The following is a 15,900-nucleotide window of genomic DNA, read 5'->3' on the forward strand; positions in this document are numbered from 1 at the left end:
GGGGGTCGTAAACTTGAAACTGGCAATCATGCAACCTTACTATTTTCCATACCTCGGCTACTTCCAACTCATGGCCGCGGTCGACACGTTCGTCATCCTTGACGATGTCCAGTTCATTAAAGGGGGCTGGATCCATCGCAACACAATCCTGCTCGAGGGTAAAACGAAGCCGATTTTAATGCCGGTCGAGCACATGTCCCAATTGCGTTTGATCAATGAGCATGACCGTGTGCTTGATTCGAAGCAGCGGCACTCCCAGTTACGCCTCATCCGTCACGCCTATCAGCACGCGCCACACTTTGCGGACGTCATGCCGATGGTCGAGCGGATCATGAAAGACGAGGAGCGGAACGTCGCCGCTTACTTAGGGCGTCTCTTGAGTGAGGTGCGTGACTATGTCGGACTCGACACATCAATCCTCTATTCGTCGGAGCTCACGAACGACAAAAATGCGAAATGTGAGCATCTCGTTTTATCCATCTGTGAACATTTAGATGCGGACCATTACATCAACGCGATCGGGGGCACGGCCTTATACGATAAAGCGATGTTCGCCGAAGCCGGGGTCGAGCTCGACTTCATTAAGATGGACCCGGTCACATACCGGCAATTCAATGAACCGTTCACACCGAACTTGTCGATCATCGATGTGCTCATGTTCAACTCGAAACCGAAAGTCCGCGAGCTGCTGAACGCCTACACGCTAACTTGACTTAATAGAAGGAGAGGGACTAGATGAACTTACCGAAACACGATCTGTCGCCGCCGATCGCCGTGACACGTCCGGCGATGCCTGAGTTCGAGGCGTACGTCGAGATGATCCGACCGCTCTGGGACAGCCGCTGGCTCAGCAATCGCGGCGAACACGTCCGCGCACTCGAAGAAGAATTGACGGAATTGCTCGGTACAGAGCACGTCTCGCTCCTGACGAACGGACATTTGGCGCTCGAGACGGCGATTGACGTCCTCGGCCTCTCGGGCGAGGTCATCACGACACCGTTCACGTTCGCCTCGACGACGCATGCGCTCGTCCGAAAAGGATTGACACCGGTCTTTTGTGACATCAATCCGCTCGACTATACGCTAGACGTCTCGCAGCTCGAGTCGCTCATCACCGACAAGACGTCGGCCATCCTTCCGGTGCACGTGTACGGTAACGTCTGCCACGTCGACGAGATCGATCGCATCGCCAAACGGCACGGGTTGAAAGTGTTGTACGATGCGGCCCATGCGTTCGGGGTCACGTATCAAGGACGGAGCATCGCCACATATGGAGACATGAGCATGTTCAGTTTCCATGCGACGAAAGTATTCCATACGATCGAGGGCGGTGCGCTCGCCTACAATGAGCCGAGTCACCACGCCGCCATCGAACAGGCCGTTAACTTTGGCATCACCGGACCCGAAGCGGTCGAATCGGTCGGGGGCAACGCCAAGATGAACGAGTTCCAGGCGGCGATGGGGCGCTGTAACTTGCCGCGGTTCGAGCACGACGTCATGAAACGGCGCGCTATCGTCGAACGCTATGACGAACGGCTCAGGGGAATCCCGACGATTCGCTTGAACCGCCGAGGCGACGACACCGTCTCAAACTACGCCTACTATCCGGTGCTGTTCAAAGGCGACCGACGCCGCCGCGACGAGATGATGGCTTGGCTCGCCGAGCACGGCATCTTCGCCCGGAAGTACTTTTATCCGCTCGTCACCGATTTTAGTTGTTATACGTTCGACGCCCGCGTGCCGAACGCGAAATATGTATCCGACCGCATCTTGACGCTGCCGCTCTATCCGGACATGACGCTCGAGATGGTCGACCGGATTTGCGACTTGATTATTGAAGGAGGGAACCGGACATGAAAGGAATCATTTTAGCAGGCGGTAATGGGACACGGCTCTATCCGATGACGAAAGCCGTCTCGAAACAGTTGCTCCCGATTTATGACAAGCCGCTCATCTACTATCCGATGTCGGTGCTCATGCTCGCTGGGATCCAAGACATTCTGCTCATCTCGACACCGAAAGACATCAATGGCTATGAGCGGTTGTTCGGGGATGGACATCAGCTCGGGTTGTCGATCACGTATAAAGTGCAAGACAAACCGGTCGGTCTCGCCGACGCCTTCATCCTCGGTGCGGACTTTATCGGTGACGACTCGGTCTGCCTCATCCTCGGCGATAACGTCTTTTATGGACAGGATTTGACGCAGTTCTTACGTGACGCGAAACAACGCGAGACAGGAGCGACCGTGTTCGGTTATCCGGTCAAGGACCCACGCGCGTTCGGTGTCGTCGAGTTCGACGATAATCGCCGCGTCATCTCGATCGAAGAGAAACCGGCGCAGCCGAAGTCGAACTATGCCGTGCCCGGTCTCTACTTCTATGACAACCGTGTCGTCGAGTACGCCAAACAAGTCCAGCCGTCCCCACGCGGCGAGCTCGAGATCACCTCGATCAACCAGATGTACCTCGAGGCCGGTGATTTAAACGTCGTCTTGTTCCGACGCGGGATGGCGTGGCTCGATACGGGGACGCCGGAAGGGATGATCAAGGCGTCGGTGTTCGTCCAGACGGTGCAGGAACGGCAAGGTTACTATATCGCCTGTCTCGAGGAGATCGCCTGGCGCCGCGGGTTCATCACGTCGACCGAGCTCCGCGATATCGGCCAAACGTTAAAGATGACGGATTACGGGCAGTATATCCTATCACTTCTTGAAGAGGAGCGTGTCGAGCATGAAGACTTTACTCGTAACTGGCGGAGCCGGGTTCATCGGATCAAACTTCATAAAGATGCTTCTGGAAAACGAGCCGTGGCGTATCGTCAACCTTGACGCGCTCACGTACGCCGGTAACCTCGAGACGCTACAAGACATCGACGACCCGCGTTACGTGTTCGTCAAAGGTGACATCCGGGACCGCGAGACGGTCGAACGCGTGTTTGCGACGTATGACGTGACGCGCGTCATCCACTTCGCGGCCGAGTCGCACGTCGACCGGAGCATCGTCGAACCGGACGTGTTCTTGACGACGAACGTGCTCGGGACACAAGTGCTGCTAGACGCGGCGAAGCGGCACTGGAATTTACGTCCTGATGATAAACACTCACGTGACTATTCGGACGGCGTCAAATTCGTCCACGTCTCGACCGACGAGGTGTACGGGACGCTCGGGCCAGACGGGCTCTTCACCGAGACGACCCCGCTCGCCCCGAACAGTCCGTACTCGGCCTCGAAAGCGAGCTCCGACTTCATCGTCCGAGCCTATCACGAGACGTACGGCCTCCCGGTCAATATTACGCGTTGCAGCAACAATTACGGGCCATACCAATTCCCCGAGAAGCTGATCCCGCTCATGATCCAACGCGCCGAGCGCGGGGAGACGCTCCCGGTGTACGGTGACGGTCAACAGATCCGTGACTGGCTCCACGTCAAAGACCATTGCGTGGCGATTTGGACGGTCGCTGAGCGGGGACGCGACGGCGACGTGTATAACATCGGCGGCAACAATGAACAAGCGAACGTGACGATCGTCCGCTTAATTTTAGAACTGCTCGGTAAAGATGACTCCCAGATCACATTCGTCACCGACCGTCCCGGGCACGACCGCCGCTACGCGATCGACAACACGAAGATCACGACCGAGCTCGGATGGCGTCCGGCCTACACGTTCGACCAAGGCTTGCGGGAGACGGTCGACTGGTACGTCACGCATCCTGACTGGGTCGACCACATCGTTTCCGGGGATTATGCACACTACTACGACAAGATGTACGCGAAAGGGTGACGGGGAATGGCTGAGACGACGAAGACGACGAAGACGACGTACGAATGGACGAACCGGCGCTTGCTGTTCAGTCCGGAACGAGATACCGACATTGATTGGATGGATGCATTCGCACAGGCACCGTCCGTGCTCGAGCGCGATACGTATTTGCGCATCTATTTCAGTTGCCGGCCGAAACCAATCGATGGCCGCTACGTCAGCTATAGCGCTTACGTCGACGTCGATAAACGAGACTTCTCGATTTTGCGCGTGAGTGAACAGCCAGCGCTTTCGCTCGGGGAGCGGGGCACGTTCGACGAGTTCGGCATCTATCCGTTCTCGGCAATCGACGTCGGGGACGAGGTACACGCCTACTACGGCGGCTGGACACGTTGTACGTCGGTCCCGTTCAACGTCACTATCGGCAAAGCAGTGAGTCGGGACGGTGGCAAGACGTTCGAGCGGATCGGTCCGGGACCGGTTTTGTCGTATACGCTCGATGAACCGTTCGTCTTGAGCGGGCCGAAAATCCGACGCTTTAATGACACGTGGTACTTGTTTTACATCGCGGGCCGGGAGTGGCTCATGCACGAGGGCAAACCGGAACCGGTGTACAAGATCCGTCTCGCCACGTCAGCCGACGGCGTGAACTGGGTGAAACAAGAGCGCGACTTGATCGAGAGCATCATCCCGGACGAGGCGCAGGCGAGCCCGGACGTGTTTTATGAGAACGGGTCGTACCATATGTTCTTCTGTTATCGCGACGCGACCGATTACCGGAAGAATCCCGAACGGACGTATCGGCTCGGCTATGCGTCGTCGCCGGACTTGTTGAACTGGACGCGCGACGATGACGTCATGCGCTTCACCCGCTCAGAAGTCGGGTTTGACGACGAGATGGTCGCCTATCCCCACACGTTCGTCGTCGGCGGGAAGCGTTATCTGCTCTATCTCGGCAACGAGGTCGGACGGGCCGGTTTCGGCATCGCCGAGCGGAAGGAGGAAACGACATGAAGTGGCGGAAGCTCGGGCATATTTTCGATCCCAAGCCGCACGGCTTTTTCGGGGACTATTCAGCGTTCGCTCAATCACCGCAAGCACTCGTCTTCGACGACTTCGTCCGCATCTACTTCTCGACCCGGGAGCCGGATACGGACGGGACGTTCAAGAGCCATATCCGTTACGTCGATATGACACCGTCGTTCGAAGTGATCGCCGTATCGCACGACCCGGTCATCCCGCTCGGAAAACTGGGCACGTTCGATGAGCACGGCATCTTCCCGTTCCACGTCACGCGGACGGACACGGGCCTGTACGGATATACGAGCGGCTGGAGCCGACGCAAGTCAGTGTCGGTCGAGACGGGGATCGGCCTGTCGATCAGTCATGACGACGGGCATACGTTCGAGCGGCTCGGTGACGGGCCGATGCTATCGGCGAGTGTCGATGAGCCGTTCCTCGTCGGGGACCCGTTCGTCTTCACGAAAGACAAGCTGTATATGTACTACATTTACGGTACGACGTGGAAGACGGGCCCGGACGGCGTCGCCGAACGGACGTACAAGATCGCGCTCGCGACGTCCGAGGACGGGCGCACGTTCACCCGGCACGGCCGCATCGTCGATGATGTGATTCAAGACGAGAGCCAGGCGCTCCCGACCGTGTTCGAGGCGGGTGGCCGCTATCACATGGTGTTCTGTTTCCGTGACACGTTCGGCTTCCGGGACGACCCGACGCGCGGCTACCGGCTCGGTTACGCTTATTCCGACGACCTCATGCAGTGGACGCGCGACGACGCCTCGCTCGGTTTTGAACGGAGCGACTCGGGGTGGGATTCAGCAATGGAATGTTACCCGCACGTGTTCGAGATGAACGGGCGGCAGTATTTGCTGTATAACGGCAACGCCTTCGGACGCGACGGCTTCGGTGTCGCCGTCTTGGAGGACGTATGATCACGCTCGGCCGCGGGTCGGTCGCCGACTACGAGGCCCACCTCGAGGCGTGTGATGTCTTGTTCCCGACGGCACTGTCGGAGAGGATCGACTTGCACGAATATGCGCGCAAGCTGCATGACCGGGCGACATCGTTCGAACTGTGGGACGACGACCGGTTGATCGGCCTCCTCGCGGCCTACTTCGATACGGACGTCGCCTTCATCAGCCATATCTGTGTCTTGCCGGAGGCGCCGAAAGGGAGCGGGCATGACTTGTTGGTCAGACTGTTCGATGAAGCGGCGCAGCAACATAAGCAGTTGATCCGGCTACACGTCGAGAAGACGAATGAGCACGCCATTTCATTTTACAGAAAGCATGGCTTCATCGGGACGGGACAAGCGGGGAACGATGTGATTATGGAGCGCGAAGCGTGAAGGTTCTGATTAGAATCGGAGCGCTTCTTTTTGTTTGGCCCGGGGAGTGTCAACAGAACGTCACTCGAGTTTTCATAGGAGGCGTGGTATAACAGATGTATGTGAATGAATGAACAAAAGAACAAATGGAGGATGAGCATGAAACGTTTACTATTGATTCTATTAGGTGTGATGATGTTGGCGGCTTGCGGGACAAGCGAGGCGGATGAACGGGGAGAGCAGTTTACATATACGAGGTATGAGCTCCCGCTCGAAGATAAGGTCGCGCTCGGCGAGACCGGAGATCACGAGATCGTCTTCGTCTTTGACTATAGTTGCCCATGGTGCAAAAAATGGATGGAGAGCGTCTTGCCGGAGATCGAGTCGCGGTGGATCGAGACGGGAGAGGCGACGTTCAAAGGACAGCCGCTCGTCTTGTTGAATGAGCAGTCGCAACTGCTCGCTAGTGTCGATGCGAATGCGGAACAAGTGATGCCGGAACGGTACTATGCGTTGCAACGCCACATCGGGCTCGACGCCGAGACGGTCTCGGACTTCGGTACGGAGGCGTACGTCCACCGGCTCGCGGAAACGTTCGGTGTGGACGCGGAAGCTCTGCTCGCGCCGCAAGTCGACGCGGGTATTCAAAACGCACGGCTCTATACGCGTGACCTCGGCGTCGAATACGTGCCGACCGTGTACGTGAACGGGATCAAGTTGCTCGACGCGTTCAGCTTAGAGGAGATGGAGCGGGTCATGTCTGGCGAGATTGAGGCGGGGGACCAAGTCGAGATGCCGAAAGAATGAACAAGCGACACCCTCATTTCTACTGGGTGTCGCTCTGTCCGCAGGCGATGCCGTCAAGATCGGTGTCGAACGACAGCAAATAGGCGTCGTGCTCGAGTGGGACACCGTCCGGGTAGACTGCGTTCAAATCGAGGCAGGAGCCGTACACCTCGAAGAACGCATCCGTCTCGTCGGTCGTGGCGACTGCGTCGTCTTGGAGGGCGGCTAGTTCACTTTCGAGTTGCTCGTTCAAGGCGTGCGCTTCCCGCAATTCGTCTTCGAGCGCGTACATCTCGGTCCGTTGCGTCTTAATGATTTCTTCTAGATCGAACACTTTTTGAAACAAGTTGTCTTTCATCGTGTCTTCGCGGACGGCAAGGCGTGCCTCGAGTTTCTCGGTCACGTCCCGCTCGATTTGAATCGCTTGCCAGGCGAGGGCGTCGGCATGTTGTTCCTCGAGGGCGAGCAGGGATTCGTCATAGTTCGCCTCGACCTCAGCTAAGTCGGCGCTGACGTGCAGCTTGTCTTGTTCCAAGTTGTAGTAGTAGACGCTCGAGCCGACGAACAGTAAATATAAGACGGTCGCGAAGACTTGTAGTTTGATCGGCTCGACCGGATGTTCGGCGAACCAGATGAACACGGGGCTGAGCGTGCTCGCCACGCATGCAGCCGTGATGAACGTCATGATCGTCATAGACACCCCTCTTTTCCTAGACTCTCTTTGAATATTCCTGTTTCGACTCGAAAACGAAGCGACAACGCGAGCATACTTTTAAGAAATCGAATCGACAGCTAGATATTGAACCACATTTATCACAGCGAATGTTCACGTGTCATACATATCGAAAAAGCAGGAGTTTCGGCAGATTCGTGGAATACTGCAAAAAGAAAAAAAGCGTTCGACTGTCGTCAAACGCTCTTCTTGTCTTCAAGCTGTTGATTTTTACGCCATTTCCAAATCACGAGACCGAGGACGAGGAAAATCGGAGCGGCCACCCAAGGACGGGCTTCGAGAATCGCGACAATTTCAAAGATGGACAACCATCCGCTGATCATGACGAGGATGAGCAACAAGGTTCGCAGTCCCCCCCGGACCGGAAACCAGTAATAGATGAATAACGTGATCAAAAAGAAAGCGAGCAAGCCCATGCGGTTAGTCCTTTCTAGCATCATTTTGACCAATTATAGCAGACAACATTGCGAGAGTGTTAGAGGGTTCCCTTTAAGACGACTTTTCGCTACAGTTGAAGATAGATTATCTAAGGAGGAACTAGCGTGAAATTTGGAATCATCGGCTTAGGATATGTCGGATTAGCCACCCTGTGTGGCCTTGCAAAAGCGGGACATGAAGTCATCGGTGTCGAGAAAGACCAACCGAGACTGCGCCGCCTCATGAGCGGCCACGCACCGTTTCACGAGCCGGGTATGGCGGAAGTGCTCCAAGACTATGCAGACTCGATCACACTTACGGATAACACCGCCGACACAAATGATGTCGATTACTTGTTCTTAGCTGTCGGTACGCCGAGCAAGGAAGACGGCAGCTGCGACATGACGTTCGTCGATGCCGCTTTGTCTGAGATCAACACGAAGCAAAAAATCGTCATCCGCAGCACTGTGCCACCGGGAACGACCGACTTACTCAGCATCATGTATCCATCCCACACGTTCGCAATCGTGCCGGAATTCTTACAAGAAGGGCGTGCGCTCGCCGACGTCCTTAAACCGCAACGCGTCGTCATCGGCAGCGGGAATCTTGAAATCAGCGAAGAACTCGCCGGCATTTATGGCCGTCTCGGTGTGCCGATTGTTTGCACGACACCAATCAACGCCGAATTGATCAAATACGCCTCGAACGCATTTTTAGCCACAAAGATCAGTTTCATGAACGACTTGTCACGCCTCGCGGATAAAGCAGGCGCCGATATCGCGACGATTGCCGACGGGATGGGGCTTGACCCGCGCATCGGACGTTCTTACTTAAACGCTGGTCTCGGTTACGGCGGCTCGTGTTTCCCGAAAGATATGAACGCGCTCTTGAACGTCGCGGCCGAGAACGAACTCGACTTGCCGGTCATCCGTGCGGCGATTCAAGCGAACGATGAACAGATTGCCTACGTCGCATCGAAGATCGAACACCGTCCGAACCTGCGTGTCGCTTTCCTCGGTCTCGCCTTTAAACCAGGGACGGACGATATGCGTGACGCACCGTCGATCACACTCGCCAATCACTTACGGTTACGTGAAGTCGAAGTCGTCGGCTACGATCCGCTCGCGAAGTGGGAGTACCGTCAAGCGTTGACACCAGAAGAAGCGCTTAAAGGAGCCGACGTGGCGATTCTTGTCACGGAATGGGACGAACTCGTCAACTTGAAGCCGGAAGCGTTCGCCGGGATGCGGACGAAACGGTTGATTGACGCACGCAACGCATGGAAGTATGCGCGCGACCCAGAAGACGTCGAGTACGAAGGCGTCGGCCGCATGCAGGGCAAGACGAACACACCGTCATCGAAATGACCATTCATATAGAACTCTCTTTTCATCGTAGGATGAGGAGAGAGTTTTTTTTGAACAAGTGAGGGATATTATCGTTCGTTATTTTATAATTTTGTAGTCGTCTACAAGAGGTGTTATAATTATTTTGAAAGAAGGTGGCATCATGAAATCAAATACAATCATCGTGAACAATATAAAATCAAGGCTACAAGATAATCAAAAGTCGCATCAATGGTTAGCTCAGGAAATCGGGGTCAGCAAGGCAATGGTCGGTCATATGTTGAATGAGAGCCGTGTCATCCAACCGCAACGTATCGTTGATATTGCTAATGCTTTAGGCGTATCGGTCAACGAATTGACAACCGACCCTTCAATGAGAGAAGAACGCATGACGGTCGAGTTGCGAGGGACACTCTCAAATCGACGGGCCAAAATGGAACTTGAACGTTTGAAATTTGCGGTGGAAGACTATGTTGGTCTCAAGAGTGAGCAAAGATGAAGCCGTCAACACGAATAGCTGAAGACACGGCAGAAGCGTTCGCAGCCGACTTCTTAGATCAAGTCATTGATAGTCACGTCTTCATTGGCGCTTACATCGAACAGGTATTGGCCAAACGCGCGAACCTCATTTTTCAATATGTCGAGGACGACTCTTATTACGGTGTCGCCATCAAGCATATGTCAGGAGAAGAGTTCATCGCCCTGAATTCTTACCAACCGCTGCGTATGCGTTACTTTACCGCGGCCCATGAACTATGGCATTTGTCTGAAGCGAGTGAGTGGCAAGTCGATGGGTTCAATCACGAGCGGGCAGCCGACCGGTTCGCAGCTGCGATCATGCTACCGAAGAGTACGACAAAAGAAGTCTGGGAGAAGCTTAAAGACGGCTATGATGTGAAGTCCGCCATCATCTATTTGGCCGATATGGCCCAAGTGCCATACGTCTCGGTCGTCCGACGACTCCGAGAACTCAATTATCGATTCTCTGACTTGAGCGAACAGGAAGTCGATTGGCGCAAGGAACGGAATCGTCTCGGGATCGCTCCGAGCCCATTAGATCAAGCCCAACGCTTCGAGTCATTTCCAGCCTATGAACAAGTGGTCGTCAAAGCAGTAGAAGAAGAACGATTGACACGATTGAGCGCTGCGAACAAGCTCTCCGTCTATCGACCCGAGCTGGCTCGAGCGTTACAAGAAGATGAGGTCAGTCGTCTACAAGAGGATGCCACCCATGATTAATGAACCGGTGTTCATCGATGCGAACATCATCATCCATGCGGCAAGTTTTCGACAAGCCGACGTCTTTGATTGGATCAACAGCCTGTATGGACAAGTTCTTATCCATGTTGAGGTATTGAATGAACTGAAGACATCTTCGGTTAGAGAAAAGGTCGACGCGTTCATCAATGAAGGGACTTGGGTGCTATTCGATCCTGAATCGGAAGCGTCGATTGCGACAGATGAACTCTATGACCTTTATCTCGTTTATCTGACAGAAGTTCGTCTTGCGTTTCAACAACTGGATGAAAAGAAAATCAGAGAAGGTCGGCCACTCAAACATACGAGCGACTTGGGTGAAATCCATAGCCTTGCTGCTGCGCGATTGATCAGCGCTGGCTTAATTTGTAGCGATGACGCGGACATTCGAGAAGTCATCACAGACGCTGAACTGTACATCGTAGATCTAGAGGAGAAAGAAACATTGATTCGTCAGCATACCCTCATTGATTTCTGTATACATTTAAAGCGATTTGAGGTCGTGAAAAGGAGCGAGGTTCGAAAGTTTTTCAAGACGATTCGTCCCCGTGATGTAAATGTACTCGATCAACACATTGATGAGATATGAATACGATGTTGCATCATCAAGACAAAAAAGTACCCAATATGCGTCGACTTATGACGCGGCTTGGGTACTTTTCTTCATGTCAGACATTATCCGATAGCTTGTTTCGCTCCCGAAGAACGGCGAGTACGAACTGTTCCTGTAAGCGGTTCTCGAACGTCTCTTTTTAGTTTAGCAGTCACATGTGGTCCATGTCCGAGGTGATGAGTGCGATGGCGATGAGCAATTCGGTGAAATAGTAGCCTTCCTCGATCATGCGCTTCAATCCCATCAGCGACAGGTCTGTTAGCGGTTTATCTGTTCTTTTGTCGGGCCCATGACACCAGGAACGTGTTGGCCGGCTTGGCGTAAAAGTACCGTCATCTGACCACGGTGATGCGTCTGATGGTCGATCATCATGCGGAGGACGGCACCGCGCGGCGTCATCTTCCCATGGACGTCGACTTCTTCTAGCAAATAGTCATCTGTAAAACCGTCAGCGGCGCTTGAGATTTCTTGCGCGTATCGTTCGTACTGGTCGGCGATCACGCCCGCTTGATCGGGCTGGGTCAGGCTCTTCAAAGCTGAGAGACGGAAGCCGAGCAAGTTCGTGAAGTAGCCGAGCGCGGTCGTGACGTGCCAACCGATCCAACCGAGCGAGTTATGGTCGGGGACGATTTTTTGGCCGAGCGTGTCATCGGTCATGGCACGGAGCACGTCGAGCGTGCCGGTCGATGATTTTGTCCAATCCTGTTTGAAGTCGTTAGCGGTACGATACATAAGACTACCTCCTCTTGCGTATTCTACCGCTAGTATACGCATGTGCCTTTCGTTCGCGCACGTCTGATGATCCGATGAAACATTTCGGTCGGTTTTTCCGTAGAATAAAGGAGATAGGAGGGACTTGTTCATGTGGATTCTTATATTTGCAGCACTACTCATGTTTGTCCTCGGGTTCGCCGTCCACAAGTTAGGGTGGCACTTTCTCATTTCGGGCTATAACACGATGAACGAAGCAGACAAGGCACGCGTCGACATCAAACCGGTCGCACGGTTGATCGGTATCATGTGTTACGGCATCGGCTTCATCTTTCTCATCGTCGGCCTCATTGATTGGTTCGGGCTCGTCGTCCCAATCGAGCCGTTCTTTATCGTGCTCATCCTGTTCATCGTCGTCATCCTTTGGCGTGCCCAAAAGTATGACGGGAATATTTTTGACGACACGGGACGGCTTCGTCCGGGCGGTAAGAAGAAACTCATCCCGATCGTCCTCGTCTCTGTGCTCTTGCTCACGGTCGTGCCAGGAATCCTGATTTGGTTCTCTCAACCGACCGAGGTGACACTCACCGATACGGCACTCGTCATCGAAGGCAGTTACGGGCAAACCGTGCCGTATGACGAGATTGTTGATGTCATATTGACCAACGTCCCGGACGTCGAGCGTCGAACGAACGGGGCCGCTACAAGCTCACAACTGACAGGACACTTTCGAACGACTTATAAGGAAGACGTGCTTCTCTTCATCAACCGTGACGTCACAGCAGTCATTCGCATCGACTGGAGCGGAAAACCGATCTATCTAAATCTTGAAACGAACGAAGTAACGAAACAGTTATATGAGGAGGTGATCACTCGATGAGTCCATGGTATGCGCGCAACATGCCGTTCTTTTTCCTGACGTTCTTCTTTCCGCCGCTCGCGCTGCTCTTGCTCGTCTGGCAGTGGGATAAATTCACGACGGACCGGGGCATCAAACTGTTTTTCGCGGTCGGGATGACGGTGTTCATCGTGTTCGGTCTATTGCCGCGCGGCACGCTTCCGGTCATTCTGCCGATCATTTTCGGGTTGATCGCCTTGAAGCTCGTGCTGAACGTGATCAGACGAAAAAAAGGCTGACGCGCTAGACGTCAGCCGATCGGGACGCTCAGTCAGGGCGTCCTTTTTTTTCGTTCACCCAAGCCTCGAACGTGTCAGGTTTGAGCGCCGGGGCGTAGTAATAGCCTTGCCCGAGCTCGACCCCTTCGGCGATCATCCGTTCAAGGTCTTCCTTCGTCTCGATGCCTTCGGCGAGGGACGTGAGCGCCTGCTCGCTCGCGAAGCGTGAGACGGCACGGAGGAAGGATGTGCTGTCTTTCGCTTTCCCGCTGACGTACATCCGGTCAATCTTCACTTCTTGAATCGGTAAGTGCCAAATCGCTTCGAACGAGGCGTAGCCGGTGCCGAAGTCATCGATCGACAAGCAGTAGCCGAGGTCGGCGATGTCCTCGAGCCGCTCGAGCTCGTTCGCATGTGACATGATGTCGGCCGACTCGGTCAATTCGATTTTCAAGCGGTCCGGCAGCCACGGATACGTCTCGATCAAATCACGCAGCTTCGTGACGATCGACGGGTCGACCGAGTGGGCAGACAAGTTGTACGACAACGAGACGCCGGAGAATGACGTATCGCGCCAAGCGACGAGCTGGTTGATGACTTGGTCGAGGATCGAGTGAGATAACCATAAAATCTGGTCTGACCGTTCGGCAATCCGGATGAACTCGTTCGGCGGGACGTGACCGATATCCGGATGCTGCCAACGGGCGAGCGCCTCGGCCCCGACGACGCGTCCAGTTGTCAATTCGACTTGTGGCTGGTAGGCGACGGTGATGTGTCCTTGCTCGATCGCCTCGGGGAGCGCCTGTTCGATCAAGGCGGCCCACTGCAGCTGGGCGAGGATGCTCGCGTCATACCAGACGAACGGCGTCCGCGTCTCTTTGGCGTGTTGGAGTGCTCGTGTCGCCTCGAACAGACAATCCGTATAGTTCGGTGTCGTGTGCGCCGCCCCGATTTGAACGTGGACGGTCTGCCGTTTTTGATTGATCAACAGTTCGGTCGGGAACAGTTCCATCAGTTCATGTTCGTCGAGCGTGCTGAACCCTTTGACGTACAGCATGAGCGTATCGTCACGATAGCGGCCGAACAAGTGATGCGCATACTTCTCGAGTCGGTCCTCGACGTGACGGGCGAACTCGGTCATGAGCAGGTCAGCATAAATCGTATCGTACCAATCGACGAGATGATGGAAATCATTCAGCTTGATCAAGAGGAACGTCCCATCGATATCTTGTTTTTCCCACGCTCGGATAAAACCGTATTCGTTATACAGTTCGGTCGCGAGGTCGAATCGGACGAGGCGATCGACTTTCCGTTCGCGCTCGACGCGCTCGGTCTCATCTTCGAGGATCAAGTAGTACGTGAGCGTTCCCCCGCGCTTGAGCGGGATGATTTTCGCGTTCAAGAAACGGGCATGTTCTCCTTTTAAATGCAAAATGAATTGGGCGCTCGTCCCGTGCTCGGTCACACCTTCAAGTGCTTCCTGGAACAGGCGACGACCTGTGTTGGTGAATAGCTGGTTGATCTCGTACAAGTTCCGGGCGCCGAAGAACTGATCGAACACATCGTTCCGTTCGATGAAGTTATAAGCATCATCGATCAACGCGATGGCGAGACCGGTCTCTGAGAACAGGGACGACCAACGCTCGTGATAGCGGAGCAGGTCGTTCGATTGCGTCTCGAGCGTGTTGACGGTCAAATGGACGCTCACCGCAATCTCGCGGAGCTCGTCCTCGATGCCACGGAAGTCATGACTGGCCGGGAATGACGCCTCGACCGGTTCGGTGCTTGGGTCGATGGCGAGTGCACGGGCTTTCAAATGACTTAAATCATGGGCATACATTTTACGTGTATAGCAAAGCGCGGCCAAGAGTCCGGTCGAAAGCACGAGCGTTGCGAGCAGGACGAGGACGGCGAGCGTCCCATATCGGTTTCGTTCCTCTAGGAGCAATGACTCGGTCGACGAGCGGATGGTCTGGAGAACTTCATGCGAGTCTTCGTAAAACTTGGTCCCGTTGACGTAACGCGCCTCGAGCGTCGAGCCGGTCGAAGTCAGTCGTCCCAACGCTAGGGCGCTCTCCGTTAAATCAGCGGTCGACTTCGTTTGGAGAGTAGGATTCGTCGCGATAATCTCTTCAAGTAAACGCGCTTCAGTGGCGATGGAGGCGAGTTCGGCTTCTAATTTTTCTCGGTCCGGCGTCTCCGCCAGCAAGTTTGTCACGTTTTGGATGAACGTCATCTGCATCCGCATGACGGCATCGGTCAACTCGTAGGCCGTGTTCGCTTGGGCGGTCCGCTCTAAGCCTTGGTAGAGCCAACGCCGATCAATCGATTCGATGACGTCAAACGGGACGTTGTCGAATTCGCTCAACTCGCCGTCGAGCGTCTCTTCTAGTCGTTCAGAAAAAGCGAGGAGGGCATCCCGTTCGCGTTCGTGGACCCCGGTCTCGAAATCATCGAGCAGCTGGGTGTTATACTGGAGCGCGCGTTCGCGATAAGGCGAGGACAACAACGCTGTCGGCTGGCCCGAGTTCAGTTCGTACAGTTTCGCGGCCTGGTGGAGGACGAGGTAAGACTCGACGCCGGCAAGGTCGGATGCATGGTTCAAGTTCGTCACGGACTGATCGACGCTGACGTGTTTCTCTTTCCAGTAATAGCTTAATCCGAGACCGAATAACAACACACCGACGAGGCAGGCGACAGCAAGTACCATCGTATAGATCCGGTACGGAATTTTGGCGAATCGGTTGCTTCCCATCGTACACTCCCTTTCTACCTTTCCTATCTTATATCGCATTTCGAGTCTTTCAAGTGAAAT

General features: G+C 54.5%; 18 protein-coding genes. 14 read left to right on the forward strand and 4 right to left on the reverse strand.

Going from position 1 to position 15,900, the window contains the following annotated elements; genetic code table 11:
- The first annotated feature begins 13 nt into the window (after positions 1–13).
- From BJU60_RS08460 to BJU60_RS08495, 8 genes are all read left to right on the forward strand, one after another.
- The gene (locus tag BJU60_RS08460; RefSeq protein WP_070328453.1) at positions 14–712 is read left to right on the forward strand and encodes a WbqC family protein; all 699 of its coding nucleotides are present in this window, start codon (positions 14–16) and stop codon (positions 710–712) included.
- A gap of 23 nt (positions 713–735) precedes the next feature.
- Positions 736–1,857, forward strand: a complete 1,122-nt coding sequence (locus BJU60_RS08465; protein WP_070328454.1) for a DegT/DnrJ/EryC1/StrS family aminotransferase — start codon at positions 736–738, stop codon at positions 1,855–1,857.
- Positions 1,854–2,828: a glucose-1-phosphate thymidylyltransferase RfbA gene (gene rfbA, locus BJU60_RS08470; protein ID WP_070328455.1), complete on the forward strand. Its 975-nt coding sequence runs from the start codon at positions 1,854–1,856 to the stop codon at positions 2,826–2,828. The genes BJU60_RS08465 and rfbA overlap by 4 nt, the downstream gene beginning before the upstream one ends.
- Positions 2,731–3,780, forward strand: a complete 1,050-nt coding sequence (gene rfbB / locus BJU60_RS08475; RefSeq protein WP_070328456.1) for a dTDP-glucose 4,6-dehydratase — start codon at positions 2,731–2,733, stop codon at positions 3,778–3,780. Before rfbA ends, rfbB begins: the two co-directional genes overlap by 98 nt.
- Before the next feature lie 6 nt (positions 3,781–3,786).
- On the forward strand, positions 3,787–4,773 hold the full coding sequence (locus BJU60_RS08480) for a glycosylase (RefSeq protein WP_070328457.1): 987 nt from the start codon (positions 3,787–3,789) through the stop codon (positions 4,771–4,773).
- Positions 4,770–5,711 carry a hypothetical protein gene (locus tag BJU60_RS08485; protein WP_070328458.1) on the forward strand — a complete coding sequence of 314 codons (942 nt, stop codon included), beginning with the start codon at positions 4,770–4,772 and terminating at the stop codon, positions 5,709–5,711. Before BJU60_RS08480 ends, BJU60_RS08485 begins: the two co-directional genes overlap by 4 nt.
- Positions 5,708–6,127 carry a GNAT family N-acetyltransferase gene (locus BJU60_RS08490; RefSeq protein ID WP_070328459.1) on the forward strand — a complete coding sequence of 140 codons (420 nt, stop codon included), beginning with the start codon at positions 5,708–5,710 and terminating at the stop codon, positions 6,125–6,127. Before BJU60_RS08485 ends, BJU60_RS08490 begins: the two co-directional genes overlap by 4 nt.
- Positions 6,128–6,265: 138 nt before the next feature.
- The gene (locus BJU60_RS08495) at positions 6,266–6,913 is read left to right on the forward strand and encodes a thioredoxin domain-containing protein (protein WP_167615696.1); all 648 of its coding nucleotides are present in this window, start codon (positions 6,266–6,268) and stop codon (positions 6,911–6,913) included.
- Between the two features lie 19 nt (positions 6,914–6,932).
- On the opposite strand, the gene BJU60_RS08500 is transcribed toward BJU60_RS08495, so the two are convergent.
- Positions 6,933–7,586 (reverse strand): excalibur calcium-binding domain-containing protein, encoded by a 654-nt coding sequence (locus tag BJU60_RS08500; protein WP_070328461.1) that lies wholly within the window; start codon positions 7,584–7,586, stop codon positions 6,933–6,935.
- Between the two features lie 215 nt (positions 7,587–7,801).
- Complete coding sequence (locus tag BJU60_RS08505; protein ID WP_131464287.1) at positions 7,802–8,062, reverse strand: hypothetical protein; 261 nt, start codon at positions 8,060–8,062, stop codon at positions 7,802–7,804.
- A gap of 105 nt (positions 8,063–8,167) precedes the next feature.
- Between BJU60_RS08505 and BJU60_RS08510 the strand changes: the two genes are divergently transcribed.
- From BJU60_RS08510 to BJU60_RS08525, 4 genes are all read left to right on the forward strand, one after another.
- Positions 8,168–9,409 (forward strand): UDP-glucose dehydrogenase family protein, encoded by a 1,242-nt coding sequence (locus BJU60_RS08510; protein ID WP_070328463.1) that lies wholly within the window; start codon positions 8,168–8,170, stop codon positions 9,407–9,409.
- 142 nt (positions 9,410–9,551) lie between these two features.
- On the forward strand, positions 9,552–9,887 hold the full coding sequence (locus tag BJU60_RS08515) for a helix-turn-helix domain-containing protein (protein ID WP_070328574.1): 336 nt from the start codon (positions 9,552–9,554) through the stop codon (positions 9,885–9,887).
- Positions 9,884–10,627: an ImmA/IrrE family metallo-endopeptidase gene (locus BJU60_RS08520; protein ID WP_070328464.1), complete on the forward strand. Its 744-nt coding sequence runs from the start codon at positions 9,884–9,886 to the stop codon at positions 10,625–10,627. The genes BJU60_RS08515 and BJU60_RS08520 overlap by 4 nt, the downstream gene beginning before the upstream one ends.
- A complete protein-coding gene (locus BJU60_RS08525; protein ID WP_070328465.1) occupies positions 10,620–11,234 on the forward strand; it encodes a hypothetical protein in 615 nt (204 codons plus the stop codon). The genes BJU60_RS08520 and BJU60_RS08525 overlap by 8 nt, the downstream gene beginning before the upstream one ends.
- A 282-nt stretch (positions 11,235–11,516) precedes the next feature.
- Here the strand turns inward: BJU60_RS08525 and BJU60_RS08530 are convergent, their stop codons facing one another.
- Positions 11,517–11,990: a DinB family protein gene (locus BJU60_RS08530; protein WP_070328466.1), complete on the reverse strand. Its 474-nt coding sequence runs from the start codon at positions 11,988–11,990 to the stop codon at positions 11,517–11,519.
- A gap of 130 nt (positions 11,991–12,120) precedes the next feature.
- Between BJU60_RS08530 and BJU60_RS08535 the strand changes: the two genes are divergently transcribed.
- Positions 12,121–12,849, forward strand: a complete 729-nt coding sequence (locus BJU60_RS08535; protein ID WP_070328467.1) for a DUF3784 domain-containing protein — start codon at positions 12,121–12,123, stop codon at positions 12,847–12,849.
- Positions 12,846–13,106 (forward strand): hypothetical protein, encoded by a 261-nt coding sequence (locus BJU60_RS08540; RefSeq protein ID WP_070328468.1) that lies wholly within the window; start codon positions 12,846–12,848, stop codon positions 13,104–13,106. Before BJU60_RS08535 ends, BJU60_RS08540 begins: the two co-directional genes overlap by 4 nt.
- A gap of 28 nt (positions 13,107–13,134) precedes the next feature.
- On the opposite strand, the gene BJU60_RS08545 is transcribed toward BJU60_RS08540, so the two are convergent.
- The gene (locus BJU60_RS08545) at positions 13,135–15,840 is read right to left on the reverse strand and encodes an EAL domain-containing protein (protein WP_070328469.1); all 2,706 of its coding nucleotides are present in this window, start codon (positions 15,838–15,840) and stop codon (positions 13,135–13,137) included.
- Positions 15,841–15,900 lie beyond the last annotated feature (60 nt).

It is taken from the genome of Exiguobacterium aurantiacum (assembly GCF_001766415.1).
Taxonomy (GTDB): Bacteria; Bacillota; Bacilli; order Exiguobacteriales; family Exiguobacteriaceae; genus Exiguobacterium; species Exiguobacterium aurantiacum_A.